Annotated in this window: 21 protein-coding genes; 14 read left to right on the top strand and 7 right to left on the bottom strand. The window is 35.0% G+C overall.

The window, feature by feature from the left end; all coding sequences use genetic code 11:
* The first annotated feature begins 4 nt into the window (after positions 1-4).
* The 3 genes from Q0162_RS03120 (at position 5) to Q0162_RS03110 (ending at position 1312) form a co-directional block, all read left to right on the top strand.
* On the top strand, positions 5-352 hold the full coding sequence (locus tag Q0162_RS03120; RefSeq protein WP_297888952.1) for an immunity 22 family protein: 348 nt from the start codon (positions 5-7) through the stop codon (positions 350-352).
* A complete protein-coding gene (locus Q0162_RS03115; protein ID WP_278638027.1) occupies positions 342-587 on the top strand; it encodes a porphobilinogen deaminase in 246 nt (81 codons plus the stop codon). Before Q0162_RS03120 ends, Q0162_RS03115 begins: the two co-directional genes overlap by 11 nt.
* A gap of 290 nt (positions 588-877) precedes the next feature.
* Positions 878-1312, top strand: a complete 435-nt coding sequence (locus tag Q0162_RS03110) for a hypothetical protein (RefSeq protein WP_297888949.1) — start codon at positions 878-880, stop codon at positions 1310-1312.
* Here Q0162_RS03110 and Q0162_RS03105 read toward each other — a convergent pair.
* Both Q0162_RS03105 and Q0162_RS03100 read right to left on the bottom strand, forming a co-directional pair.
* The gene (locus Q0162_RS03105; RefSeq protein WP_297888946.1) at positions 1287-1979 is read right to left on the bottom strand and encodes an LrgB family protein; all 693 of its coding nucleotides are present in this window, start codon (positions 1977-1979) and stop codon (positions 1287-1289) included. The two genes, Q0162_RS03110 and Q0162_RS03105, sit on opposite strands and share 26 nt — an antisense overlap.
* A gap of 1 nt (position 1980) precedes the next feature.
* Positions 1981-2325, bottom strand: coding sequence for a CidA/LrgA family protein (locus Q0162_RS03100; protein ID WP_095897721.1), 345 nt, complete (start codon positions 2323-2325; stop codon positions 1981-1983).
* Between the two features lie 125 nt (positions 2326-2450).
* Here Q0162_RS03100 and Q0162_RS03095 point away from each other — a divergent pair, with 125 nt between their 5' ends.
* Together Q0162_RS03095 and Q0162_RS03090 are read left to right on the top strand one after the other, a co-directional pair.
* Entirely contained in the window at positions 2451-3431 is a 981-nt protein-coding gene (locus Q0162_RS03095; protein WP_297888942.1) for a hypothetical protein, read from the top strand.
* Between the two features lie 17 nt (positions 3432-3448).
* Positions 3449-5869: a glycoside hydrolase family 95 protein gene (locus Q0162_RS03090; RefSeq protein ID WP_297888940.1), complete on the top strand. Its 2421-nt coding sequence runs from the start codon at positions 3449-3451 to the stop codon at positions 5867-5869.
* Positions 5870-5921: 52 nt separating this feature from the next.
* Here Q0162_RS03090 and Q0162_RS03085 read toward each other — a convergent pair whose 3' ends face one another.
* The gene (locus Q0162_RS03085) at positions 5922-7577 is read right to left on the bottom strand and encodes a ribonucleoside-diphosphate reductase subunit alpha (protein WP_297888938.1); all 1656 of its coding nucleotides are present in this window, start codon (positions 7575-7577) and stop codon (positions 5922-5924) included.
* A gap of 163 nt (positions 7578-7740) precedes the next feature.
* Here Q0162_RS03085 and Q0162_RS03080 point away from each other — a divergent pair, with 163 nt between their 5' ends.
* Together Q0162_RS03080 and Q0162_RS03075 are read left to right on the top strand one after the other, a co-directional pair.
* Positions 7741-8538 carry an SAM-dependent chlorinase/fluorinase gene (locus tag Q0162_RS03080; protein WP_297888935.1) on the top strand — a complete coding sequence of 266 codons (798 nt, stop codon included), beginning with the start codon at positions 7741-7743 and terminating at the stop codon, positions 8536-8538.
* A 91-nt stretch (positions 8539-8629) separates the two neighbouring features.
* A complete protein-coding gene (locus Q0162_RS03075) occupies positions 8630-9682 on the top strand; it encodes an efflux RND transporter periplasmic adaptor subunit (RefSeq protein WP_297888932.1) in 1053 nt (350 codons plus the stop codon).
* 9 nt (positions 9683-9691) lie between these two features.
* On the opposite strand, the gene Q0162_RS03070 is transcribed toward Q0162_RS03075, so the two are convergent.
* Positions 9692-10249: an L-threonylcarbamoyladenylate synthase gene (locus tag Q0162_RS03070; RefSeq protein ID WP_297888929.1), complete on the bottom strand. Its 558-nt coding sequence runs from the start codon at positions 10247-10249 to the stop codon at positions 9692-9694.
* A gap of 36 nt (positions 10250-10285) precedes the next feature.
* Here Q0162_RS03070 and Q0162_RS03065 point away from each other — a divergent pair, with 36 nt between their 5' ends.
* Positions 10286-12478 carry an FUSC family membrane protein gene (locus tag Q0162_RS03065; protein WP_297888926.1) on the top strand — a complete coding sequence of 731 codons (2193 nt, stop codon included), beginning with the start codon at positions 10286-10288 and terminating at the stop codon, positions 12476-12478.
* Positions 12479-12484: 6 nt separating this feature from the next.
* On the opposite strand, the gene Q0162_RS03060 is transcribed toward Q0162_RS03065, so the two are convergent.
* Positions 12485-12934 (bottom strand): energy transducer TonB, encoded by a 450-nt coding sequence (locus tag Q0162_RS03060; protein ID WP_297888923.1) that lies wholly within the window; start codon positions 12932-12934, stop codon positions 12485-12487.
* A gap of 67 nt (positions 12935-13001) precedes the next feature.
* On the opposite strand from Q0162_RS03060, the gene recO reads away from it, so the two are divergent.
* Both recO and lipA read left to right on the top strand, forming a co-directional pair.
* Positions 13002-13718 (top strand): DNA repair protein RecO, encoded by a 717-nt coding sequence (gene recO, locus Q0162_RS03055; protein WP_297888920.1) that lies wholly within the window; start codon positions 13002-13004, stop codon positions 13716-13718.
* 125 nt (positions 13719-13843) lie between these two features.
* The gene (gene lipA, locus Q0162_RS03050; RefSeq protein WP_297888915.1) at positions 13844-14734 is read left to right on the top strand and encodes a lipoyl synthase; all 891 of its coding nucleotides are present in this window, start codon (positions 13844-13846) and stop codon (positions 14732-14734) included.
* Between the two features lie 67 nt (positions 14735-14801).
* Here lipA and Q0162_RS03045 read toward each other — a convergent pair whose 3' ends face one another.
* Entirely contained in the window at positions 14802-16412 is a 1611-nt protein-coding gene (locus Q0162_RS03045) for a pyruvate dehydrogenase complex dihydrolipoamide acetyltransferase (protein WP_297888912.1), read from the bottom strand.
* Between the two features lie 36 nt (positions 16413-16448).
* Positions 16449-17447 (bottom strand): pyruvate dehydrogenase (acetyl-transferring) E1 component subunit alpha, encoded by a 999-nt coding sequence (gene pdhA / locus Q0162_RS03040; protein WP_297888909.1) that lies wholly within the window; start codon positions 17445-17447, stop codon positions 16449-16451.
* A gap of 129 nt (positions 17448-17576) precedes the next feature.
* Between pdhA and Q0162_RS03035 the strand changes: the two genes are divergently transcribed.
* From Q0162_RS03035 to Q0162_RS03020, 4 genes are all read left to right on the top strand, one after another.
* Positions 17577-19916 carry a family 20 glycosylhydrolase gene (locus tag Q0162_RS03035; RefSeq protein WP_297888906.1) on the top strand — a complete coding sequence of 780 codons (2340 nt, stop codon included), beginning with the start codon at positions 17577-17579 and terminating at the stop codon, positions 19914-19916.
* Between the two features lie 163 nt (positions 19917-20079).
* Positions 20080-21081, top strand: a complete 1002-nt coding sequence (locus Q0162_RS03030; protein ID WP_297888903.1) for a MoxR family ATPase — start codon at positions 20080-20082, stop codon at positions 21079-21081.
* A gap of 59 nt (positions 21082-21140) precedes the next feature.
* Positions 21141-22007, top strand: a complete 867-nt coding sequence (locus Q0162_RS03025; protein WP_297888901.1) for a DUF58 domain-containing protein — start codon at positions 21141-21143, stop codon at positions 22005-22007.
* Between the two features lie 46 nt (positions 22008-22053).
* On the top strand, positions 22054-23691 hold the full coding sequence (locus Q0162_RS03020; protein WP_297888899.1) for a hypothetical protein: 1638 nt from the start codon (positions 22054-22056) through the stop codon (positions 23689-23691).
* The last annotated feature ends 1 nt before the right edge of the window (position 23692 follow it).

Here is a 23692-nt window from a genome sequence, read left to right as displayed (position 1 = left end):
GAAAATGAACAAAATAAAAATTTGGATAGGTACTTTTAAAGGTACTAATGAGGAGTTTCAATCTTATTTTGATGAAGATAATAACTGCCTTTTTTGTAAAGATATTAACGAAGAAGAATATGACCCCGACTTTATAGGTATCATTCCTTTATTTGATAGGGTTTTAGATGTAGAATTCTTAGCAAAAGAAACACCTTTGGGAGCTAAAAATAGAACTTTATTAGTAGAAAAATGTAAAGAAATGGGTATTTATCAAGGGAATGCTGTTTTTTTCTATTCAGGAGATACTCGCGATATTGTAGAAGGTGAAATTTTTAATCAATTAGTATATGTAGGACAATATGATTTGTAATAAGGAACCTATTAAAATAGAAGAAATTACAAGAGGAAATATTATAGTATCTTACAAAGGTAATTACTATAAAATTTTAGGAGAAGGATTGTTGTTATCAGCAAAAAACATTTACAGTTATGTTATTTATCGCAATTCAATAGATAATACCCTATCTTATATAGAACAAGAAGAAATATTACAAGCTATTATAGATTATTTTTCAAAGCAAGGACAAAAAATAATAGTTGAATAGTGCAATGAATGTAGATAAATATACACCATTTAAAGACTTTGGCTTCTATTTAATAGTAGCCCTCTTATTATTGCTCACCAGTTATATAACACTCTTTCCTTATCTGCTACAATATGAGGAAAGTAACCATCCCTCAAAAAGAGCAATCTTGAGCAATAGTATTTTTGAGATAGTTTTTTTCTCTTATAACTTCTTGGAAAAGATTACTATTTATGCTTTACCATTGGCTTTTATCACCTCTTTGTTTTCAATAGCGACATTACTATCAATTTTAGCAAATCTGATAAAATATGTATACCATAAAAACAACTGATTTCTTTACAAATAAAGGCATAAATAAAGCCTTATATGATAAAACTCTTGTTCAAACTATAGCCGATGTATGGTCTGAAAACCAAAATCTTTTAGCTATCTACCATATTCATTACAAGATAGAGTTTAGTTTTACTAAAAACAACACACTTCATTATGTAATGATTGAAGAAATAACTCCTCAAGAGCAAAAACAGTCTACTCAGTGTGAGTTTATTGACGATATGGCTATCTTTCAAAAGAGTTTAAACAATATTAAAACACTTTTTAAACTGACTTCTACTGATAACAACATTACTATAGATAAAGTTCTTATTCATTTTGAAGATGGAAAAGTAGATAGCTTGTACTATTTTCCTTATTCTGCAAGTATAACAAACACTGAAATTAGAACAACAGATGCACCACTGTAGGAGCTAATACAGCTGTAAAAATACCATTGAATATCATCCCCAAACTCGCATATACAGCATATTTTTCACTGAGGTTAAACGCTGCCATTATACCCAATGCGTGAGAAGCTGTGCCTAAGGAAATTCCTTTAGCCATCGGACTCTTGATACGAAACCAATTGAGAAAAGTAATTCCAAAAATATTCCCCAAAAAGCCCGTAGTCATCACTGCCATCACGGTGATAGGCTCTATGCCGTGGAGCACACGCGATACTTCTAATGCAATAGGAGTTGTTACTGATTTTGGTGCTAAAGAAATGGCTATATCATTGGAAAGTCCTAACCATTTGGCTGTTAGACACACTGTTATAATCCCTACTAAACTACCAGCAAACTGAGAAACTACTAACGGAATCAGTTGTTTTTTTATCTTAGAAAGTTGGAGATAAAGAGGCACTCCTAAGGCTACAATAGAAGGTTTGAGCCAAAAATCAATATATTGCCCTGCTTCTTCGTATTTTTCTGGAGATATTCCAAAAATAATAAGATATGAAACTAATACCAAAACTGTAATGAGTACAGGGTTTAAGAATACTGAATTATATTTTTTTTGTAGTAGCAATACCCCATAATAAAAAATAAAGGTAATACCTAATAATACTACTTGATTTTCTGCGAGTGCTTTCATTTTATTTGAGACGTTTACGGAAAAATTGATATACGTGACCAGTAACTACAATCACCACTATAGTACTAATAATAATAGAAATAAAAATAGCTAAAAAGTTTTCACCTATCTGCTTGAAATAAGCCATAATACCTATGCTAGGAGGAACAAAAAAGAGACCTAAATTAGAAATTAGCAAATCGGAGAGGGCTTTAATTGATTGCAGTTTTATCCATCCGAGTTGCAAAAATAAGGTGAGAAAAAGCATTCCAATGATACTAGAAGGAAAAGGAATGTGTGTAAGGGTTACAATCAATTCACCTATACCTAAACAGCCAAAAATAATAGCAAAATAACGTATTAACATAACTTGTTTGCATTAAATAACGGCTGCAAAATTACAACTTCTTTTTTAATATGAATAAAAAATGTGAAAAATTTGCATTATATACATTTTTTTTTCTACATTTGCAATATTTTTAAAAGTGATTTATGAGTAATAACTACGACAAAACCCTTTTTTTAGAACAAGCTAACAATAGTTTAGCTGAAATAGGAGCCGAGCAATCTCTTCCCGCTTATGGACTCCCTGAAGAAGACAAGCCTAGAGGAGGAGGTATTTTATCTAAAATTCTTATCGCCATATTAGCTATTGCTACTGGCGGTTTAGGATATTATACCTATTCTCTCAATAAGGATAGACAAGCTACTGAAAATGAGTTAACTACTCAAAAAAAGCAAGTAATGAGTGATTTAGAACTACTTCGAGATAGTTATGATAAAGTAGTGATTGAAAACAAAGATGTAAAAAAAAATTTGTTGCAAGCACGCAATAAAATTGACCTATACATTGATTCTTTGCAAAATATGAAAGTTAGCATTTCTTCTTTAGCACGTTTCAAAAGTCAAGCCTTTACTCTAACTAGAGAAAGAGAGCTTTTGATAAGAAAAAATGACTCTTTGATGCGCGTAAACTCAGTTATCAAAAAAGATTTAGATAGTATGAGTCTGAAATTAGATTTAGCAAGTGCAAAAGTGGACTCTCTCTCCCGCCAAACTAATCAACTCAAAAAAGTAGTAGAAACAGGTGCTGCTTTGCAAATCAGTAAACTTATTGCTGAAGCGGTAAAAGGCTCTAAAAACAAACCTACCGATAGGGGTAGAGCTGCCGATAAGTTGAAAATATGTTTTACTGTTGGTGCTAACAAAATAGCTAAATCTGGATCAAGATATTTCTACATACAAGTAACGAGTCCTTCTGGGACTATTTTAGGTCGTAATAAAAATTTTTCTGCTGGTAAAGAAAGTCTAAACTATAGTACTGCCTCACATTTTATTTATGACAACAAGAGTGTAGATATTTGTGATTTTATTGCTAAAGTAGGTAAAGACTTTGAAAAAGGCAGCTATAAAATAACCATTTATGATGATAAACTCAACCTAGTAGGCAATAGCGATTTATTATTAAAATAGTATAAACTTTATAAATTATGAAAACTATTAGCTTTTTTATATCTTTGTTAATTGGCTTGTCTATCTTTGCGCAATCTCAGGATGTTTCTGTTGTGTTTCATAAACCTGCTGAACACTTTACTGAAAGTCTTCCAATTGGTAATGGACGCTTAGGCGCTATGATTTTTGGTAAAACTGATATTGATAGAATTGTACTCAACGAGATTTCTCTTTGGTCAGGGGGTATACAAGATGCCGATGACCCTAGTGCTCATGTACACCTAAAAACAATACAACAACTATTGTTAAACGGCAAAAATTTAGAGGCACAAGATCTTTTGCAAAAACACTTTATTGCTAAGGGAAAAGGCTCTTGTAAAGGCAATGGAGCAAATTGCAACTATGGTTGTTACCAAATATTAGGTGAATTACTATTAGATTGGAAAAACACCCTCCCTATAGAGAATTACCAACGCATTCTTCGTTTAGACCAAGCTACTGCCTTTACTTCATTTAAACGTGGTAACAACAATGTTCAACAAATAGCTTTTGCTGATTTTAAAAACGATCTTATTTGGATAAAAATTACAGCTTCTCAACCCTTAGATATTGATATTTCTCTACATCGCAAAGAAAACGCCACAATACTCTATGATTCAAACAAAATTATACTTTCTGGGGTACTACCTAATGAAAACACGCAAGGAATGCAATTTGCTTCGGTTATAAACATTCAAACAGATGGAAATCTTCAAAATACAACCAATGCAACTTCTGTACAAAAAGCCAAGGAAATAGTACTCAAAATAAGCGCTGCAACTAACTATAATTTTACTAAAGGAGGACTTACACAAGACAATGTACTACAAAAGGCTAATAACTATTTACAAAAAACAACAATTCTTTTTGATAATGCTATTAAAGAAAGTCAAAAAGCTTATCAATTGTTATTCAATCGCAATCGTTGGTATAATACAAAAAATACCAATACAACAACTCTCAGTACCTTTGAACGATTACAACAATTTTACAAAGGCGAAAAAGATGCCTTACTCCCTATATTATATTACAATTTTGGAAGATATCTACTCATCTCTTCTTCTCGTGAAGGCCTGCTCCCTGCTAATCTACAAGGTTTATGGGCAGAAGAATATCAAACTCCTTGGAATGGCGATTACCATTTAAATATTAATCTACAAATGAACTATTGGTTAGCTGAGAATACAAATCTTTCTGAACTTACCAATCCTTTACATCAGTTTACTAAAAACTTACTTCCTAATGGACGAAAAACAGCAAAATCCTACTACAATGCTAATGGTTGGGTAGCACACGTGATTAGCAACCCTTGGTTTTATACCTCTCCAGGAGAATCAGCTGAATGGGGCTCAACACTTACAGGAGGAGCGTGGTTATGTGAACACATTTGGCAACACTACCTCTATACTCACGACACTGATTTTCTAAAAGAATATTACCCCGTACTAAAAGAAGCTGTAGCTTTTTTCCAAAGCTTATTAATCAAAGACGCCAAAACTGGATATTGGGTAACTGCTCCTTCTAACTCACCCGAGAATGCTTATGTAATGCCTCAGTTAAAAAATGGTAAAAAGCAAATAGGTAACACTTGTACAGCCCCTACTATGGATATGCAAATAGTACGTGAACTCTTTAGCAATACACTCCAAGCCGCTAAAATACTAAATTTAGATAGTGAACTTTACCCAAAATGGCAAGAAGTAATATCTCATACTGTTCCCAATCGTATTGGAAAAGAAGGTGATCTCAACGAATGGTTGGATGATTGGAAAGACGCAGACCCTCAACATCGCCATGTATCACATCTCTATGGATTATATCCTTACGATGAAATTACCCCTTGGGATACTCCAGATTTAGCTGAAGCTGCTAAAAAAACACTTCAAATACGTGGAGATGGTGGTACTGGTTGGTCACGCGCATGGAAAATAAATTTCTGGGCACGCTTGCAAGATGGCAATCACGCTTTAGTATTATTACGACAATTGTTACACCCTGTAGATCCGAATAGTACAAGCGGACAAAATGGAGGTACTTATCCTAACCTATTCTGTGCTCACCCTCCTTTTCAAATAGATGGAAATTTAGGAGGTGCAGCAGGTATTGCCGAAATGCTTTTACAAAGTCATGGAAAAAATTATACCATTCGTTTTTTACCAGCTCTTCCCTTACACCCAGATTGGGAAAAAGGATCTATGCAAGGAATGAAAGCTCGCAATGGTTTTGAGGTAAGTTTCAGTTGGAAAAAACACCGCCTAAAAAAAGCTACCATCACATCTATCAATGGTGCTAACTGTAGCGTTCTACTTCCTGCAGGCAAAAGTATTTACTACAAAAAGAACTTATTAATACGTTCTAAAAAGAAACCTCAAGAGGTAAGTTTCCCTACTGAAAAAGGAGCTACCTATAACATTCAATAAAACAAAAGGCTGTACATTTGTGCTACAGCCTTTTTACAAACAAATTAATCTATTATGCTTCGCAACTACTGCAGTTAACAAAATTCATTATCATCTCTTTTGCTACAGATTGACTACGTTGATAGTACAAACTTTTCACACCTAACTTCCACGCTTCTATCATCACTTTATTTACATCTTTGATAGGCATCACCGATGGAATATTTAAATTCAAACTCTGTGTCTGATCTATATACGTTTGCCGTTGTGCAGCTTGTGATATAATTTCCATTGGAGATATTTCTTTGAAAGTTTTAAATACATTCTTCTCTTGTTGTGTAAGTTCTTGCAAGTGTTGTACTGAACCATTATTTAAGCGGATAGAACGCCATATATCTTCATTATTGAGTCCTTTTTCTTCCAAAAGTTGAGTGAGATATTTATTTTTACGCATAAAATTTCCTTTAGAGAGTCCCACTTTATAGTAATTGCTCGAATAAGGTTCAATACCAGGAGATACTTGTCCCAAAATAGCTGAACTAGAGGTAGTAGGAGCAATTGCCATAGTAGTGGTATTACGCCTACCATAACCTTTTAGCACTTCTGGTTCTCCATAAATATGTGCTAATTCTTTAGTAGCTTTCTCAGCTTCCTCACGGATGTGTTTGAAAGCTCGGGCATTAAATTGAGTAGCTTCAAAGCTTTCAAAAGGTATCATATTGCGTTGCAAATATGAGTGATAACCTAATACTCCTAAACCTAAAGCACGATGGCGAATAGCAAAATTGCGTGCTGCTTGTAAATAGTAGTTTCCTTTTGTTTTCTCTATAAATTCTGATAGTACAGCATCTAAAAAGAATATTGCTAATTTCACTGCCTTAGTATCTTTCCATTCGTCAAAAAGTTCTAAATTCATAGACGAAAGACAACAGATAAACGATTCATCTTCACTAGATGGCAACATAATCTCACTGCACAAATTGCTTGCACGAATGAGCATATCTTTATCTTTGTATACTTGAGGACGGTTGCGATTTGCATTGTCAGTAAAAATGATATAAGGCAATCCTTTTTGTTGGCGAGATTCTAATACACGAGCCCATAAACGGCGTTTTTCTACGTCACCATCTATCATTTCCTGCATCCAATAATCAGGCACACAAATTCCGAAGAAAAGATTTTGAATAGGAAACTCTACATCCTTAATTTGCAAGAATTCTTCAGCATCGGGATGGTCAATATCAAGATAAGCGGCAAAAGCACCACGTCTTACACCTCCTTGTGACACCACATCCATAGCTGAGTCGAACAATTTCATAAAACTCACTGCACCACTTGATTTACCATTATCGGTAACAGCAGAACCACGGCTACGCAATTCCCCAAAGTAACCAGAAGTCCCCCCTCCTATTTTGGTTTGCATAATTACCTCTCCGAGTTTGTGAGTAATTCCCTCAATACTATCAGGCACATGTACATTGAAACACGAAATAGGTAAACCACGCTCAGTACCCATATTTGCCCAAATAGGAGATGAGAAGCTAATCCACCCCTTGGTGATCATTTCCTTAAAAGCTGGCTGTAACTCGGGTTTATACAAACGTTGTGCAGCAGCGCGTGTGATGCGATCTATTGCACCTTCCACACTTTCCCCTTTTAATAAATAACCTCTATTGAGGATTTGCTCAGACTCTTCATTGAGCCACCAAATATCTTTTTCTTCGTTCATAACTTTCTATTTTCGGGGTGCAAAGTAACGGCTTTATATTCGATTTTCACACCCTCTAAAGAATAAGTTATTAACAAAGTTTTCAACAATCAGTAAAAATCAGTGATTTTGAGTTGGGTATTTCAACTTAATACTCTACCTTTGCAACCTCATTCTCACAAATATGAAAATCATCACTCTTACTACCGATTTTGGTTTGCGCGATTATTCAGTTGCCGCTGTGAAGGGTACTCTTTATAGTAAGTGCCCAAATGCTACCATTGTAGATATTTCTCATTTTATCTCTCCTTTTAACATCTTAGAAACTTTTTATATCCTCCAAAATAGTTATATGCACTTCCCTAAAGGGAGTATTCATATCATAGGAGTAGATACTGAACGCACTACTACGAAAAAACACCTATTAATGCTACTTAATGGTCATTATTTTATAGGAGCTGATAATGGTATTTTTCAACTTCTTTCTGAAAATTGTCCAAATGTAGTATTATATAAATTTGACACCCAACCTCATACCCCTCTTTTTTCTACACTTTATAGTTTCACTTCTGTAGCCGAACAAATCTATAAAGGAATTCCTTTTGATCAAATAGGTACTCCTATAGAAAAATGTAATCCTATGTCATATTTCAAGCCAGAAGTATCTACAGACGAAATTTTTATCCATGGAATGATTATCTATATAGATCATTACGGCAATGCTGTGAGTAACATTTCACGCTCTCTTTTTGAAGAAACAAGAAAAGGACGTAAATTTGAAGTGATATTCAACTTCTACTCTTTCAAAAAAATATATAATAGTTACAGCGAAATGAATGGTGATGGCAATATGATGATTCTCTTCAATGAACTAAACTTACTACAATGTAGTATCTATAAAAGTGACACTCGTTCAGTGGGAGGAGCTTCTTCTCTATTAGGTATTAATTATCTTGATAAAGTAAGTGTTAAATTTAATTAAAACACTTTTGGAAACTTTTTTTGTTTATTAAGTTTTTTTATCATACCTTTGCACCCGATTTAGAACACTTAATACGCTTAACACAAGAAAAATGAAAAAAGTAATTATTACAGTTATTATAATAGTCCTCGTAGGATTAATAGCTTTCCGCCTATATTCTAACAAGCAAAAGAATGCTGAAGAAGTGGCTATCGTTGCCCAAAAAGAAGCTCAAGTAGCCGTTCGAGCTGCTAAGGTAGCAGAAGAAAAAGTAGCTGACCTTTTTACAGCTAATGGTACTTTTGTAGCTGAACAAGATTTGAATGTTTCTTCAGAAATGGGAGGACAAGTAATAAAAATCTACGTAAAAGAAGGTGATTTTGTAAGAGCAGGGCAAGTATTAGCTCAAACAAAAGCCGACAGAACTAATGTTCAATTAGATAATGCTAAAGCAGCTCTCGAAACAGCTAAATCAGATTTGAAACGATTTGAAAGTGCTTTCCAAACAGGAGGAGTTACTGCTCAACAATTAGAACAAGCGCGCTTGCAACTCAAAAATGCACAAGCTAACTACAATTCAGCTGCTATTGCCTCGGGAGATACAGCAATTCGCAGTAAAATCAACGGAATTGTGACCAGCAAAGAAGTGGAAGAAGGAACACTTGTAGCAGCAGGACAAACACTTTTTAATGTAGTAAATATTGACAATCTAAAATTGAAAATTACAGTAGATGAAAGTCAAGTAGGACAACTAAAAGTGGGGGATGTTGTTAAAATTAAACCTAGTACCTCTACTGAATTAGTAGAGGGAAAAATTACTTTTGTCGCTCCCAAATCTAATAGTGCTCTCAAATTTCCTGTAGAAATATTAGTAGCTAACAAAGATAAAAAACTAAAAGCAGGTATGTACGCCTCTGCTCAATTTGGTAATGACAACAATGAAATTACAGCTCTTGTAGTACCTCATTCTGCTTTCGTAGGTAGTGTTAGTCAAAACAAAATCTTCAAAATTGTAAACAACAAAGCCGAAATGGTAAATGTAAAAAGCGGTCGTAACTTTGGCGATAAAGTGGAAATCATCAGTGGACTTACAGCTGGTGATGAAGTGATTACCAGCGGTCAAATAAATATCGATAATGGTACTCCTATAAAAATAGTACAATAATTGTACTATTTATCTCAATATTAAAATCTCTCCGTCTGCATCAAAACGTATCAGTCGTGAGGGATTTTTTATTTGGGTATCATATTGACGATAGGGCACTACATAATCACATTGTGCAATAATTTTAGGGTCAATCAACTGATAATACAAAGGCGTTGGTTCTCCACTGATATTAGCAGATGTAGAGACTATTGGCTTGCCAAAATCAGCAATCATTTGTTGGCAGAAAGCATCTTGTACAACTCTAATGGCTACAGTATCATCAGCAGCTATTACATTTTTAGCCAAATGCAAAGGGTGACTATAGATGATAGTGGTAGGTTCTTGTAAAGTTTGAAGATAAGCGAGCACCTTAGAAGGAACAGCTGTTACATATTGTTGTAACATCTGTATATCACTCACTAAAATGATAAGACTTTTGCTTTCACTCCGTTGTTTTATTTGGAAAATTTTGGCTACCGCTTCAGGATTTGTAGCATCACACCCCAACCCCCAAACCGTATCAGTGGGGTATAGAATTATCTTCCCTTCCTTTAATATTTCAGTTATCAGATGGTTATTTGCCATTAGTTTTGTAATTTTGCCCGCAAATATATGTAAAAAATGTATACCTCCATCATATCTTTCTTTAAAAGTTTTTCTTTTTTCAAAGGCTGCCTGAAAACTATTGCGGTGCTTATTCCCTTAGGATTAGGTCTTTGGCTTGACTTATTGGATATTGGTATCCCTATGGCTTTGAGTGTGATTGCCATTTCTCCCAGTGATATCCCAGGAAATCAAAAACACCTCTATGGAGGACTTTTTATAGCAACATTGCTAGCAACTCTCAGCTGTGTTTTAGTAAACCTCACAGCTCCTTATGAGTACTTGTTACTGCCTACTATTTTTCTGCTCACCTTTGGCAATGCTTACATTTCGTTATATGGACATCGCGCTACAATGGTAGCTTTTGCAGGTTTGTTTGAGATAGCCTCTACTTTAGCCCACTTACAAACAGGATGGGGCATTGTGTTGTACAGCAGTTGTGTGCTATTAGGAGGCTTATGGTACAGTGTGTTAGTATATATATTCTTAAAAATACGTCCGCGTTTATACAGCGAACAGTTATTAGGAAAATGCTTTGCTCTCACAGCAGAGTTTTTTTCAATAAGAGCTGATTTGCTTATTGCTAAAGACAGAACTGAAGGTTTAAAAAAACTCATCAATCTGCAAACAAGTCTCAACGAAAATTATGAAAAGCTACGTGAAGCTGTACTTGATTCACGTAGCAAATCGGGTAAAACTGATTACCTACAACGCCAATTTTTGATGTTTATAGAGTTAGTAGATATCTTTGAATTAGCCTTAGCTAACCCCGTACAATACGAAAAAGTAGACAAGGCTTTTGCTAAACATCAAGAATATTTACAAACTTATGTAGATTTCCTCAAAGAATTATCAAGGCAGTTGCACCAAATGGCAGAATATATTGGTTCACGCAAGAAGATACAATTAGACAACTATTTGAAAGACTTATTAGTGCAAACTAAAGAAAAAAACGAAAAATTAAAAGTACTTTCAGAAGTATCGGAAGAAGATAAAGAGCGTGCCTTGCTATTGCGAAATTTTTATATCTATATAGAAAGTCAGTATCATTCTATTGAAAATATCCGACATATTTTTGAGAATTATTACAGCAATGATGCAGGAGTGCGTGATGAGAGTACTTATCGCAAGTTTGTGAGTTACCAAAACTATTCGTGGCGACGTCTCAAAGACCATATATCTTTAAAATCAACCTTTTTTAGGCACGCTATGCGTCTATCTATTGTAGTAATTTTAGGTTACCTCATAGGTGATATATTCCCTATCAACAATGCCTACTGGATTATCCTTACCATCTTCATCATTATGCGCCCTGGTTTTGGCATCACCCAAGAACGTTCGCTTAGTAGAGTATATGGTACTATCATTGGAGGAGTTGCTTCTTTTGCTGTAATCTATCTACTCCCCTACCCCAGTTTATACCTATACATTGCTATTTTGTGTATGCCTATTGCTTTTGGATTAATCCAAGAGAATTATATGTATGCGTCTATATTTATCACTATTAGTGCAATATTTATTTTTGCACTGATTAACCCTAATGTTTACAGCCTTATTTACGACCGCCTACTGGATACTGTCATAGGAGTTGGGCTATCGTTTGCAGGAAATTATCTCATTTTACCTACTTGGGAACATAGTACTTATAGAGAAGCTGTTACCAAGTCGATAAAAGCTAATATTGCTTATTTACAACAAGTAAAAGAAATTTTTAATACTGAAGAAGGAATTACTACTGCCTATAAAGTATCACGCAAAGAAGCTGTGTTAGCACTTTCTAACCTAAATACCACCTTCCAAAGAATGTTACAGGAGCCAAAATTTATGCAATATAAAAATCCATCGGTATACGGAATTATTGTGATACAACAAACTTTCTTAGCTTCAGTAGCATCATTTGGTATTAGGTTGAACAGCAAGAAAGTAACCTTTCCTAAGGCAGTATTCAATGAGGCGATTGAGAGTCTTATAGCTGCTTTACAACACGCTTTAACATTGCTTACTAACCCTACAACTACCATTCAAACTGATTATAAAACACCCATTGAAAAATTCAATCAAGTGATTAAAGAAATTATGGATACCTCTCAAAATACAAATAATTCTTTACAAATTTCAAGGCGTGAGATACAATTCTATGGAGAGCAGTTTAATTATTTATTTGGATTAGCAAAGAACTTAGAACAAAGTATTAAAACAATTAACAATTGATAATTATTAACGGAACTTAAAGATAATACGAGATTGAAAATAAGAAGGTATTGGTCTGCCTCTATGTTGAGCTGGTATTAACTTAGGAAGTTTTTGAACTGCAAGAATAGCCTCTTTACGAGCATATTCAGTAGTGCCTCTACAACTAAGTACCTTCACAGATCCATCAGTGTTTACACAAAATTGAATAACAGCTTCACCAGCATCCTCAAAAGGTCTTTCAAGATGTACTACCGATTGTAAATGCTTGTTATAATATTCATTAAAACACTTATCTTCTTCAGATTTAGGAACAGCTTTACATTCCATAAATCTAACTTTTTGAGTAATCAATGGATAGTTACAAGCTGCCATTTCAGATACTTCAAAAACAGAAGAATAAACTATAATTTTATCTTTGAATTGAGCATAATTTTTAAGACTCAAAAAACAACATAAACATATAAAGAATCTCATAGTAAAGCATTTTTTAAAACTATGAACAAGGAATATGCCAAGAATTATACAATCATAAAGGAGATATATGTACGAAAAAGTTGAAGCTATTGTAATATCAAACTTAAAATATAGTGATAACAGCCTCATTGTAAAGTGTTTTACTAAAACACTTGGCACACGTAGTTATCTACAACAAGGTATTCTTTCTGCTAAAAAGAACAGCCAAACCATAGCACTTTTTCAGCCTTTTACCCTCTTAGAGCTCGTTGCTACTCATAAGAGTAATGGTTCCTTAGGTCGTATCAAAGAAGCAAAAGTAACTACCCCTTATCTCTCACTCCATACTGATATATACAAAAGTACAGTAAGCCTTTTTCTTTCTGAAATATGTGCAAATATATGTACTTCTGAGGCTCCTGATATAGAACTTTTCAACTACTTAGAAGAAAAACTTATCTATTTAGACCGCAATGAGTTTTCTGCTAATTTTCATTTAAAGTTCTTGCTTGACCTTAGTAAGTATCTCGGTTTTTACCCCGATGATAACGATTCACATCTCCCTTTTTTCAATTTGGAAGAAGGTCATTTTACAACTATCGAAAGCAGTTCAACAGTTATTTCGGGAACTATACTTGTTCTATTTAAAAATATTTTAATAACAGATTATCCATCTCTAAATCATATTAAAACTAATAAAAACGAACGCAATGCACTATTACATCAACTACTAAAGTACTACGAATGGCACTTCCCTAATTTTAAAAAAGTAAAATCCTTAGAAGTTTTACAAGTACTTTTTTAAATCTGCTATCTATATTGATTTATAGAATTTTACAATAGTCTATAAGAAGTTTATATCAGCAAAAAATTGTCAGTTTATAAAAAAGTAGTACTTTTGAAAAATTTTTAGTTTAAAGATTAAAAACAATGAATGCAGAATCACTTGCTATCAATAATATAGAAACAGATATAACCCCTACTAAAAAACCTGAGTGGATACGCGTAAAACTACCTACTGGAAAGAAATACACTGAACTGAGAAGTGTGGTAGATCGTTACAATCTTCATACAATTTGTACTTCTGGTAGTTGCCCTAATATGGGTGAATGCTGGGGAGAAGGCACTGCTACCTTTATGATTTTAGGAAATATTTGTACTCGTTCTTGTGGATTTTGTGGTGTAAAAACAGGACGACCTGAAAGTTTAGATTGGGAAGAACCTGAAAAAGTAGCACGTTCTATCAAATTAATGAACATCAAACACGCAGTACTCACTTCAGTAGACCGCGATGATTTGAAAGATATGGGAAGTATTATTTGGGCAGAAACTGTAAGAGCAGTACGCCGTATGAACCCTAACACTACTATGGAAACCCTCATCCCTGATTTCCAGGGAGTAGAACGCAACTTGAACCGCATTTTGGATGCTGCTCCTGAAATTATCTCTCATAATATGGAAACTGTACGCCGATTAACACGAGAAGTAAGAATTCAAGCTAAGTATGACCGAAGTTTAGGAGTATTGCGTTATTTAAAAGAAAATGGTGCTAACCGCACTAAATCAGGAATTATGTTAGGGTTGGGTGAAAAGGAAGAAGAAGTGATAGAAACCCTTCACGACTTAAAAGAAGCTAAAGTAGATATTGTAACTATAGGTCAATATTTGCAACCTTCTAAAAAACACTTACCTGTAAAACAATTTGTAACTCCTGAACAATTTGCTAAATACAAAGAAATAGGCTTAGAATTAGGTTTCCGCCACGTAGAGAGTGGAGCATTAGTTCGTTCGTCCTATCGTGCTCACAAACACTTATTATAATAAGTATGATATAAACAAAAAAGGCTGCTCTTTGAAAGGGCAGCCTTTTCTTTATAATAACATTCTCTTATGCGAGCATCGTTACAGGGTTCTCAATATATGCTTTGAGAGTTTGCAAGAATTGAGCACCAGTAGCACCGTCAATAGTGCGGTGATCGCAAGCAAGAGTTACTTGCATAGTGTGACCTATTACTATTTGTCCATTTTTAACTACAGGTTTCTCTACAATTGCACCTACTGAGAGAATAGCTGAGTTAGGCTGATTGATAATAGAAGTAAATACATCTACACCAAACATACCTAAGTTAGACACAGTGAATGTGCTACCTTCCATTTCAGTAGGAGTCAATTTTTTATTACGTGCTTTGCCTGCCAAATCTTTTACTAATGCACCTATTTGAGTAAGTGTTAATGAATCAGTAAATTTGATAACAGGAACTACTAAACCATCTTCAATAGCTACTGCTACCCCTACATTCACGTGCTTATTATACACAGTAGTATCTCCTTTCCAAGAAGTGTTTACTTGAGGATGTTTTTTAAGTGCCATTGCACAAGCTTTCACTACCATATCATTGAAAGATATTTTTGTATCAGGCAAGTTGTTAATTTGAGCACGTGATGCCATTGCATTTTCCATATCAATTTCAATTGCCAAATAGTAGTGAGGAGCCGTAAATTTAGATTCTGACAAACGTTTTGCAATTGTTTTGCGCATTTGTGAGTTCTTCACTTCCTCAGTTACTTCTACACCCACAGGAATTACTGTTGGGATAGCTGAACTTGCTGAAGCTGAAGTTGTAGCAGGAGCTGCTGCCGCTTTTGCACTTGGAGTAAAGTTCTCTACGTCTTTCTTCACAATACGTCCATTTTCTCCACTTCCTTTTACTTCAGTAAGGTTAATACCTTTATCTTGAGCAATTTTCTTAGCCAAAGGTGAAGCAAACACACGGTCGTTAGCATTAGCTACTAGAGTAGCAGCTGGAGCTGCTGTTTCAGCAGGTTTGCTTTCAGCTTTAGGAGCAGCTGCTGCTGGAGCACTACCACCTCCTTGTAATGCAGCTAATACTGCATTTACATCAGTACCTGCAGGACCTATGATTGCCAACAATGAATCTACTGATGCACTTTCTCCCTCTTTTAAACCTACATATAATAAGGTTCCTGAGTGGAAAGATTCAAATTCCATTGTAGCTTTATCAGTTTCGATTTCAGCTAAAATATCACCTTCTTTTACTGTATCACCTACTTTTTTAAGCCAAGAAGCTACAGTACCTTCAGTCATTGTATCGCTAAGTCGAGGCATTGTTACCACTTCTACACCTGCAGGTATAGCAGCACCTGCAGCAGGAGCAGGAGCAGCAGCTACTTCAGCAGATTTAGGTTCTTCAGTTTTAGGAGCAGGAGCTCCGCCTCCGATAAGTGCTGAAATATCTTCCCCTTCTTTACCTATGACAGCCAAAAGAGTATCTACCTTGGCTCCTTCACCTTCTTGTAGCCCTATATATAATAAGGTACCAGAGTGAAATGATTCAAACTCCATTGTAGCTTTATCTGTTTCAATTTCAGCTAAAATGTCGCCTTCATTTACTTTATCGCCTACTTTTTTAAGCCACTTTGCAACAACACCTTCTTCCATAGTGTCGCTGAGACGTGGCATAGTAATAATTTCTGCCATTTATGTTCTTATATTTAATTAGTGTTTTTTATTTTATTAGAGTCTACTTGGCAAGAAAGGATAATTTTCTTGATCGTAAACCACATCATACATAATGTGTTTTTCTGGGTAAGGTGATTCTTCAGCAAATTTCTCACACTCTGCCACACGTTCTTTTACACGTTCTTCAATAGCTTCTAACTCTGTATCAGTAGCGTATTTTTTCTTTTTGATAACCGCAAGTACATTAGTGATAGGGTCTTGCTTTTTATATTCTTCTACTTCTTCTTTTGTGCGATAGTGTTGCGCATCTGACATAGAGTGACCACGATAACGATAAGTACGAATATCAAGCAAAGTAGGACCGTCACCACGGCGAGCTCTTTCCACAGCTTCGTATACTGTTTCTGCTACTGTTTCAGGGTGCATACCATCTACTGCTTGACAAGGCATTTCATAACCTAAACCAAGTTTCCAAATATCTACGTGGTTTGCTGTTCTTTCTACTGAAGTTCCCATTGCATAGTGGTTATTTTCTACAATGAAAACTACTGGCAATTTCCATAACATCGCTAGGTTAAGTGTTTCGTGAAAAGCACCTTGTCGCACAGCACCATCCCCCATAAAAGTAAGGGTTACCGCCTCACGATTAAAGTACTTATCGGCAAAAGCTAAACCTGCACCAAGAGCAATTTGTCCCCCTACAATACCATGACCACCATAAAAATGATGTTCTTTAGAGAAAATATGCATAGACCCTCCTAAACCAAGAGATGTACCTGTAGCCTTGCCATATAATTCTGCCATAATACGTTTAGGATCAACACCCAAACCTATAGGATGTACGTGGCAACGATAAGAAGTAATCATCTTGTCCTTAGTCAAATCCATTGCGTGAAGGCAACCTGCAGCTACAGCCTCTTGCCCATTATAAAGATGCAAGAAACCTCTTACTTTTTGCTGAATATAAACTGCTGCTAGTTTATCTTCAAACTTTCTCCAAAAAAGCATATCCTCGTACCATTTTAGGTACACTTCTTTATCAAATTTTTTCATTTGTTAATGTATATAAAAGTCTATTCGTTTTAAAAATATTTGCAAAGGTGCAAAAAAAAAATTACGTAACCAAAAAAAAATTAAAAAAAAATTATATCTTTGCCCCATTAATTCAAATTTATAAACATAATGAAGACAAAATTAACTTCCGCACTTTTGTTATTGATGACAATGATTTCCTGTAAATCAACGACTACCAATGGAGAGGGGAGTACTGCTAACTATGAAATAGTTCCAGCTCCCGAGATGATTTCTCCCCCTCAAACTGAAGCTGATAAAGCTTTTATACTTACAACCGACACCAAGCTCACTTATCCTGAAGGTGATACAGCTTTGCAACAGTACGCTGGATTCTTGCAAGAGTACATCAAAAAACAAGCAGGGATAGAAGTAAAAGTAGTTCCTAACCAAAATAACGAAACTAATACCATCTCTTTATTACAAAACTACTCTAGCGATAATAAAGAGGCTTACCAAGTAACCATTACTGCAAACAACATCACTATTAATGGAGCTTCTAAAGCTGGAACTTTCTATGGGGTTCAATTTTTAAGAAAATCAATCCCTGTACAGAAAGTAAATAAAGTAACTTTCTCTGCTAAAGTAATAACTGATAAACCTTACTTTGCTTATCGTGGAGCTCATTTAGATAGTGCTCGCCACTTTTTCTCTGCCGACTCTGTACGTATCTACATAGATATGCTTGCCCTCCACAACATTAATAAATTTCATTGGCATCTCACTGATGATCAAGGCTGGCGCTTTGAATCTAAAAAATATCCTGAACTCACTATAGTAGGAAGTACTCGCAGCCAAACAATGATAGCCAAAGAATGGGATAAATTCGATGGTAAACCTCATAGCGGTTTCTACACTCAACAAGAGATGAAAGAGCTCGTGAAATATGCTGCTGATCGTAACATTACCATCATCCCTGAAATTGATCTTCCTGGACACATGGTTGCTGTTTTGGCTACTTATCCAAAATTAGGTTGTACTGGAGGTCCCTATAAAGTAAGAGAAACTTGGGGTGTTGCCGAAGATGTTCTTTGTGCAGGTAATCACGAAACTTACGACTTTATCAAAAATATACTAGAAGAAGTAACTGAAATTTTCCCTTCTGAATACATTCATATTGGAGGGGATGAATGCCCTAAAACAAATTGGAAAAAATGCCCTAAATGTCAAGCTAAAATTAAAAACTTAGGTATCAAAGGTGATAGTAAACACACTTCAGAAGAATATTTACAAAGCTATGTAATCACCTTTGCTGAAGAAGTTCTAGCTAAAAAAGGTCGTAAAATGATTGGTTGGGACGAAATTCTTGAAGGAGGCTTAGCTCCTAATGCTACTGTAATGTCTTGGAGAGGCATTGGTGGTGCTATTGAAGCTGCTAAATCTAACCACGATGCTATTATGACCCCTATGTCTTTCTGCTATTTTGATTTCTATCAAACTGATAAAACTGATAAAGAACCTCTTGCCATAGGCAACTACCTCCCTGTAGAACGTGTATACTCTTTTAATCCTTATCCAGAAGCCCTCAACAAAGAACAACTAAAACACATTTTAGGTGTTCAAGCTAATATTTGGACAGAGTACATAAAAACCTTTAAGCACGTAGAGTATATGGCCTTACCACGTATGGCTGCCTTAGCTGATGTTCAATGGGTAGACCCTGCTAAACCTAAAGATTACCAAGCTTTTATACAACGTCTAATGCGCCTTATTCCTATCTATGAACTAGAAGGTTACACCTACGCTAAACACATTTTTAACCTTCGTGGAGAAGTAAAGTCTGGTATAGATGAAATTACAATTACTTTATCTTGTTTACAAGACACTCCTATTTATTACACCACTGATGGCAGTGAACCTACTAAAAGTTCCAATGTATATAAAGAACCTTTAAAAATCACTCAAAACGCAAATCTAAAAGCTAAAGTATTTGGAAAAGAAGGCGAAAGCGAGTTCAATCAAGAGTTCTCTTTCAATAAAGCAACCGTTCGTCCTATTGAGTTTCTTAGCAAACCTACTCAAAACTATACTTATAATGGCGCTATTACCTTAGTAGATGGTAGAAAAGGGGGAACAAATTCGCGTTCTAGCGAGTGGCTAGGTTTTAGTGAAGCTCCTTGCGAAGCTCTTATTACCTTAAAAGATAACACTTTAGTAAAAGAAGTGAGTTTCAATGCTTTCATTGAAACTGGTGATTGGATTTATCCTCCTACTAATTTTGAAGTGTGGGGGTCTAAAGATGGGAAAAACTATGAGTTACTTGGTAAAGAAAGTTACTCTCTACCTAAAGAACATTTTAAAGAAATAAAAACTTATACGCTATCTTTTCCTGCAAAAGAAGTTACTTATCTAAAAGTAAAAATCAATGAAGTAAACAAAATTCCTGCTTTCCACGAAGGAGCTGCAGGCAAACCTGGTTTTCTTTTCATCGATGAAATACAAGTAAACTAGTTTTTTTTAAACTCACTAGAAGAAGCTGTCTGAATAGTTTTTAGACAGCTTTCTTTTTATGTTCAAACATATAGTTTTTTCAAAACTATAAAAAAACACTATCTTTGCCTCTGTAACGGCACAATATTTGTACAATAGATAAACACTAAAAATAATTCATATTATGGAACAAAGAACATCTGTAGATATCAGCCAGATAAACGAAAAAATAGAGCGTGAAAGCGTATTCATTGATGCACTTACCAATGAAATGAATAAAGTTATTGTTGGGCAAAAGCATATGGTAAACGCCCTGCTTATCGGTCTGTTAGGCAAAGGACATATTCTTTTAGAAGGGGTACCTGGGTTAGCTAAAACACTTTCTATTAACACTCTTGCAAAATCAGTTCATGGGTCATTTAGTCGTATTCAGTTCACTCCTGACTTGTTACCTGCCGATGTCATAGGTACAATGACCTATAATATCAAACAAAATGAATTCTCTATTAAAAAAGGACCTATCTTCGCAAACTTTGTCTTAGCCGACGAAATTAATCGTGCTCCTGCTAAAGTACAATCTGCTCTATTAGAAGCAATGCAAGAGAGACAAGTAACTATAGGCGACTCTACCTTTAAACTCGATGCTCCTTTTATGGTAATGGCTACTCAAAATCCGGTAGAGCAAGAAGGTACTTACCCACTTCCCGAGGCACAAGTAGACCGTTTTATGCTCAAAACAGTTATCGACTATCCCAAATTAGACGAAGAACAACAGATTATGCGCGATAACCTTAGCAATAGCTATGCTGTAGTAAACCAAACGGTGAGTTTAGAGCAAATCCTAAAAGCTCAAGAAGCTGTTCGTGAGGTGTATATGGACGAAAAGATTGAAAAATACATCCTAGATATCATTTTTGCAACTCGTTATCCTGAAAAGTATGACTTAGCTGAACTTAAACCTCTTATCAGTTTTGGTGCATCACCTCGTGGTAGTATCAATTTAGCTATGGCTGCGAAATGTTATGCTTTTATCAAACGTCGTGGTTATGTTATTCCTGAGGATGTACGCGCCGTTGTTTTTGATGTATTACGTCACCGTATTGGCATCACCTACGAAGCAGAGGCTGAAAACATTACCTCAGTAGAAATGATTCACAAAATAGTGAATACAATAGAAGTACCTTAGCAGGTAAAGTCAACAAACTGATAAGGGTATGTAAGTAATAAATTAATCGCTTATTTATTTTGGATACTAAAGAAATATTAAAAAAAGTACGTAAGATAGAGATAAAAACACGTAAACTCTCCGATAATATTTTTGGAGGAGAATATCACTCTACCTTCAAAGGTCGTGGTATGACCTTCAGTGAAGTGCGCCCCTACCAGTTTGGCGATGATATCCGTAATATCGATTGGAATGTAACAGCTCGCTACAACGAACCTTTTGTTAAAGTTTTTGAAGAAGAGCGTGAACTTACTCTAATGTTGATGGTAGATGTAAGTGGTAGTGAGCTCTTTGGTACCGAACAACAATTCAAAAGTGAGTTTATTACTGAAATAGCAGCTACTTTAGCTTTTTCTGCCCTACAAAACAACGACAAAACAGGCTTGATTCTGTTTTCTGACCAAATAGAGTTGTATATTCCACCTAAAAAAGGAAAATCACACGTATTGCGTATCATTAGGGAACTCATAGAGTTTCAACCAAAAAGTTTTAAAACTAATATTTCTGAAGCATTACAGTTTCTCAGTAGAGTTACCAAAAAAAAAGCTATTGTATTTATGCTTTCTGACTTTATGGATAAGGGTTATGAAAAACCGATACAAATAGCTGCCAAGAAACACGATATTACTGGCATCCGTATCTACGATAAAAAAGAAACTGAATTGCCTAATTTGGGATACATAATGGTAAAAGATGCTGAAACAGGAATGCTAATGCGCGTAAATACTTCTTCAGCTGCAGTACGAAAAGAGTATGCAAAGCAATATCACGAAATTGTGAACTATTTTGAAACCCTTTGGCAAAAATCTGGTGCTGGTGTAGTGAGTTGTAGAAACGATGAGAGTTATACCCAAAAACTATTAGGTTACTTTAAAAATAGGGGTTAGATTTTAGCCAATAGGTCTTAGGAATTAGAAAGATAAAAGACTAAAAATGAAACGAATATTATATTTCATATTATTATTTGTATTTCCTCCTCTTCACGCACAAGAGGTGAAAGTAGAAGCAAATACAAAGAACATAAAAATAGGAGAACAAATAGAGTACAAAATATCAGTACAAGCACCTGCCGATGCAGTTGTAATATTCCCTGAGGGACAAACTTTTGGTGCTTTGGAAATGGTGAAAACAAGCTCTACTGACACCTTGAAAGAAACAGGTAAATTTCGTTTGGAAAAAGCCTATTATCTCACTCAGTTTGACGAAGGAAAATATACTATCCCACAACAAAAAATAAATATCAGCAATAAGGATTTCTATACTGATTCACTACTTATAGAAGTACACACTATTGCTGTAGATACACTTAAACAACCTTTATATGACATCAAACCTATTGCTGAAGTAGCCTCTCCTTCCTCATTTCGCCTTTGGTTATGGATTGTTTTAGGACTTGTAGTCCTTCTTTTTTCAGCAACTGCTCTGTATTTCTTTATCTTCCGTAAGAAAAAATTATCAGCTGAAGAAGAACGAAAAAAACTACCACCTTTTGAGCGTGCAATTCAAGACTTAAAAGACTTACAAAATTCTAAATACCTTATAGAATCACAACACAAAGCCTATTATACTCGCCTTACCGACATTGTAAAAGAATACTTAGAAGATGAGGTGCATATTTTAGCTAAAGAAAGTACCACCGATGAGCTTTTAGCCAAAGTTACTACTCTGCAACAAACAGGAAAACTACACTTATCAGAAGAAACTATCAATAACCTCAAACGTGTATTACAAAATGCAGATTTAGTGAAATTTGCTAAGAGTAAACCTTCTGATAATAACGCTGAATATGACCGTGAAACTATTGAGAGAGTAGTTATCAAAACTAAGGAGGCCATCCCTATAGTAGTTGCAGATGGAGAAACTCCTGCTCAAGACGCTTTTGTGATGAGTGTGCTAAAAATAAGAGAACGCAAAAAAAAACGCAATCGCATAGCTCTGATAGCTTCCCTTTGCTTTATATTGTCAACTCCTGTACTCCTTATTGGGTATAATCTATTGAAAAATAAATATTTCAATACTTATGCAAATATCAATCACAGTGAGTGGGTAACAAGTGATTATGGCTTTCCTATTACTGAACTTACTACTCCTGAAGTACTCATTCGTAAGCAAATAGTAGATATTACCGAATACAAATCTATCATAGATAAACAATATACGTTCTATTATGGTAGTATTAATTCGCCTCTCTATATAATGACGAATATCATTACTTTTAAAAAGGATACCCAAAATGCAACACCTCAACAAGAAGGACAAGACAATAATCTTACTTTAGACCCACGAAAGGTAAATGAAATTGTTCTTTCACAATTAGATAAAGCTAAGGCAAAGAATATTTCTACCTTGGCAGAAGAATATACCTCGCCCAGTGGTGCTAAAGGTATGAAAGTATTTGGTAAAATGAGTATTCCTGATGAAAAAGGCAATTATTTTAATGCTTTGTATGAACTCTATAGTTTTACTGAAAATGGTGCTTTGCAACAAGTACTTATCACTCATATAGACGAACCTAACGCCGAAGAAATAGCTCAAAAGGTCATCAATTCTATAGCTTTTAAAACAGAATAGT

Origin of the sequence: uncultured Capnocytophaga sp., from assembly GCF_937936315.1 — a bacterium.
In the GTDB taxonomy this organism is placed as follows: domain Bacteria; phylum Bacteroidota; class Bacteroidia; order Flavobacteriales; family Flavobacteriaceae; genus Capnocytophaga.
The sequence above is the reverse complement of the archived record's forward strand: the minus strand, read 5'-3'. Positions and strand labels throughout refer to the sequence as shown.

Bases quoted from the DNA above. Each gene is read 5' to 3' on its own strand.
- Q0162_RS03120 (WP_297888952.1), top strand. From the start codon at position 5: ATGAACAAAATAAAAATTTGGATAGGTACTTTTAAAGGTACTAATGAG.
- Q0162_RS03115 (WP_278638027.1), top strand. From the start codon at position 342: ATGATTTGTAATAAGGAACCTATTAAAATAGAAGAAATTACAAGAGGA.
- Q0162_RS03110 (WP_297888949.1), top strand. From the start codon at position 878: ATGTATACCATAAAAACAACTGATTTCTTTACAAATAAAGGCATAAAT.
- Q0162_RS03105 (WP_297888946.1), bottom strand. From the start codon at position 1,979: ATGAAAGCACTCGCAGAAAATCAAGTAGTATTATTAGGTATTACCTTT.
- Q0162_RS03100 (WP_095897721.1), bottom strand. From the start codon at position 2,325: ATGTTAATACGTTATTTTGCTATTATTTTTGGCTGTTTAGGTATAGGT.
- Q0162_RS03095 (WP_297888942.1), top strand. From the start codon at position 2,451: ATGAGTAATAACTACGACAAAACCCTTTTTTTAGAACAAGCTAACAAT.
- Q0162_RS03090 (WP_297888940.1), top strand. From the start codon at position 3,449: ATGAAAACTATTAGCTTTTTTATATCTTTGTTAATTGGCTTGTCTATC.
- Q0162_RS03085 (WP_297888938.1), bottom strand. From the start codon at position 7,577: ATGAACGAAGAAAAAGATATTTGGTGGCTCAATGAAGAGTCTGAGCAA.
- Q0162_RS03080 (WP_297888935.1), top strand. From the start codon at position 7,741: ATGAAAATCATCACTCTTACTACCGATTTTGGTTTGCGCGATTATTCA.
- Q0162_RS03075 (WP_297888932.1), top strand. From the start codon at position 8,630: ATGAAAAAAGTAATTATTACAGTTATTATAATAGTCCTCGTAGGATTA.
- Q0162_RS03070 (WP_297888929.1), bottom strand. From the start codon at position 10,249: ATGGCAAATAACCATCTGATAACTGAAATATTAAAGGAAGGGAAGATA.
- Q0162_RS03065 (WP_297888926.1), top strand. From the start codon at position 10,286: ATGTATACCTCCATCATATCTTTCTTTAAAAGTTTTTCTTTTTTCAAA.
- Q0162_RS03060 (WP_297888923.1), bottom strand. From the start codon at position 12,934: ATGAGATTCTTTATATGTTTATGTTGTTTTTTGAGTCTTAAAAATTAT.
- recO (WP_297888920.1), top strand. From the start codon at position 13,002: ATGTACGAAAAAGTTGAAGCTATTGTAATATCAAACTTAAAATATAGT.
- lipA (WP_297888915.1), top strand. From the start codon at position 13,844: ATGAATGCAGAATCACTTGCTATCAATAATATAGAAACAGATATAACC.
- Q0162_RS03045 (WP_297888912.1), bottom strand. From the start codon at position 16,412: ATGGCAGAAATTATTACTATGCCACGTCTCAGCGACACTATGGAAGAA.
- pdhA (WP_297888909.1), bottom strand. From the start codon at position 17,447: ATGAAAAAATTTGATAAAGAAGTGTACCTAAAATGGTACGAGGATATG.
- Q0162_RS03035 (WP_297888906.1), top strand. From the start codon at position 17,577: ATGAAGACAAAATTAACTTCCGCACTTTTGTTATTGATGACAATGATT.
- Q0162_RS03030 (WP_297888903.1), top strand. From the start codon at position 20,080: ATGGAACAAAGAACATCTGTAGATATCAGCCAGATAAACGAAAAAATA.
- Q0162_RS03020 (WP_297888899.1), top strand. From the start codon at position 22,054: ATGAAACGAATATTATATTTCATATTATTATTTGTATTTCCTCCTCTT.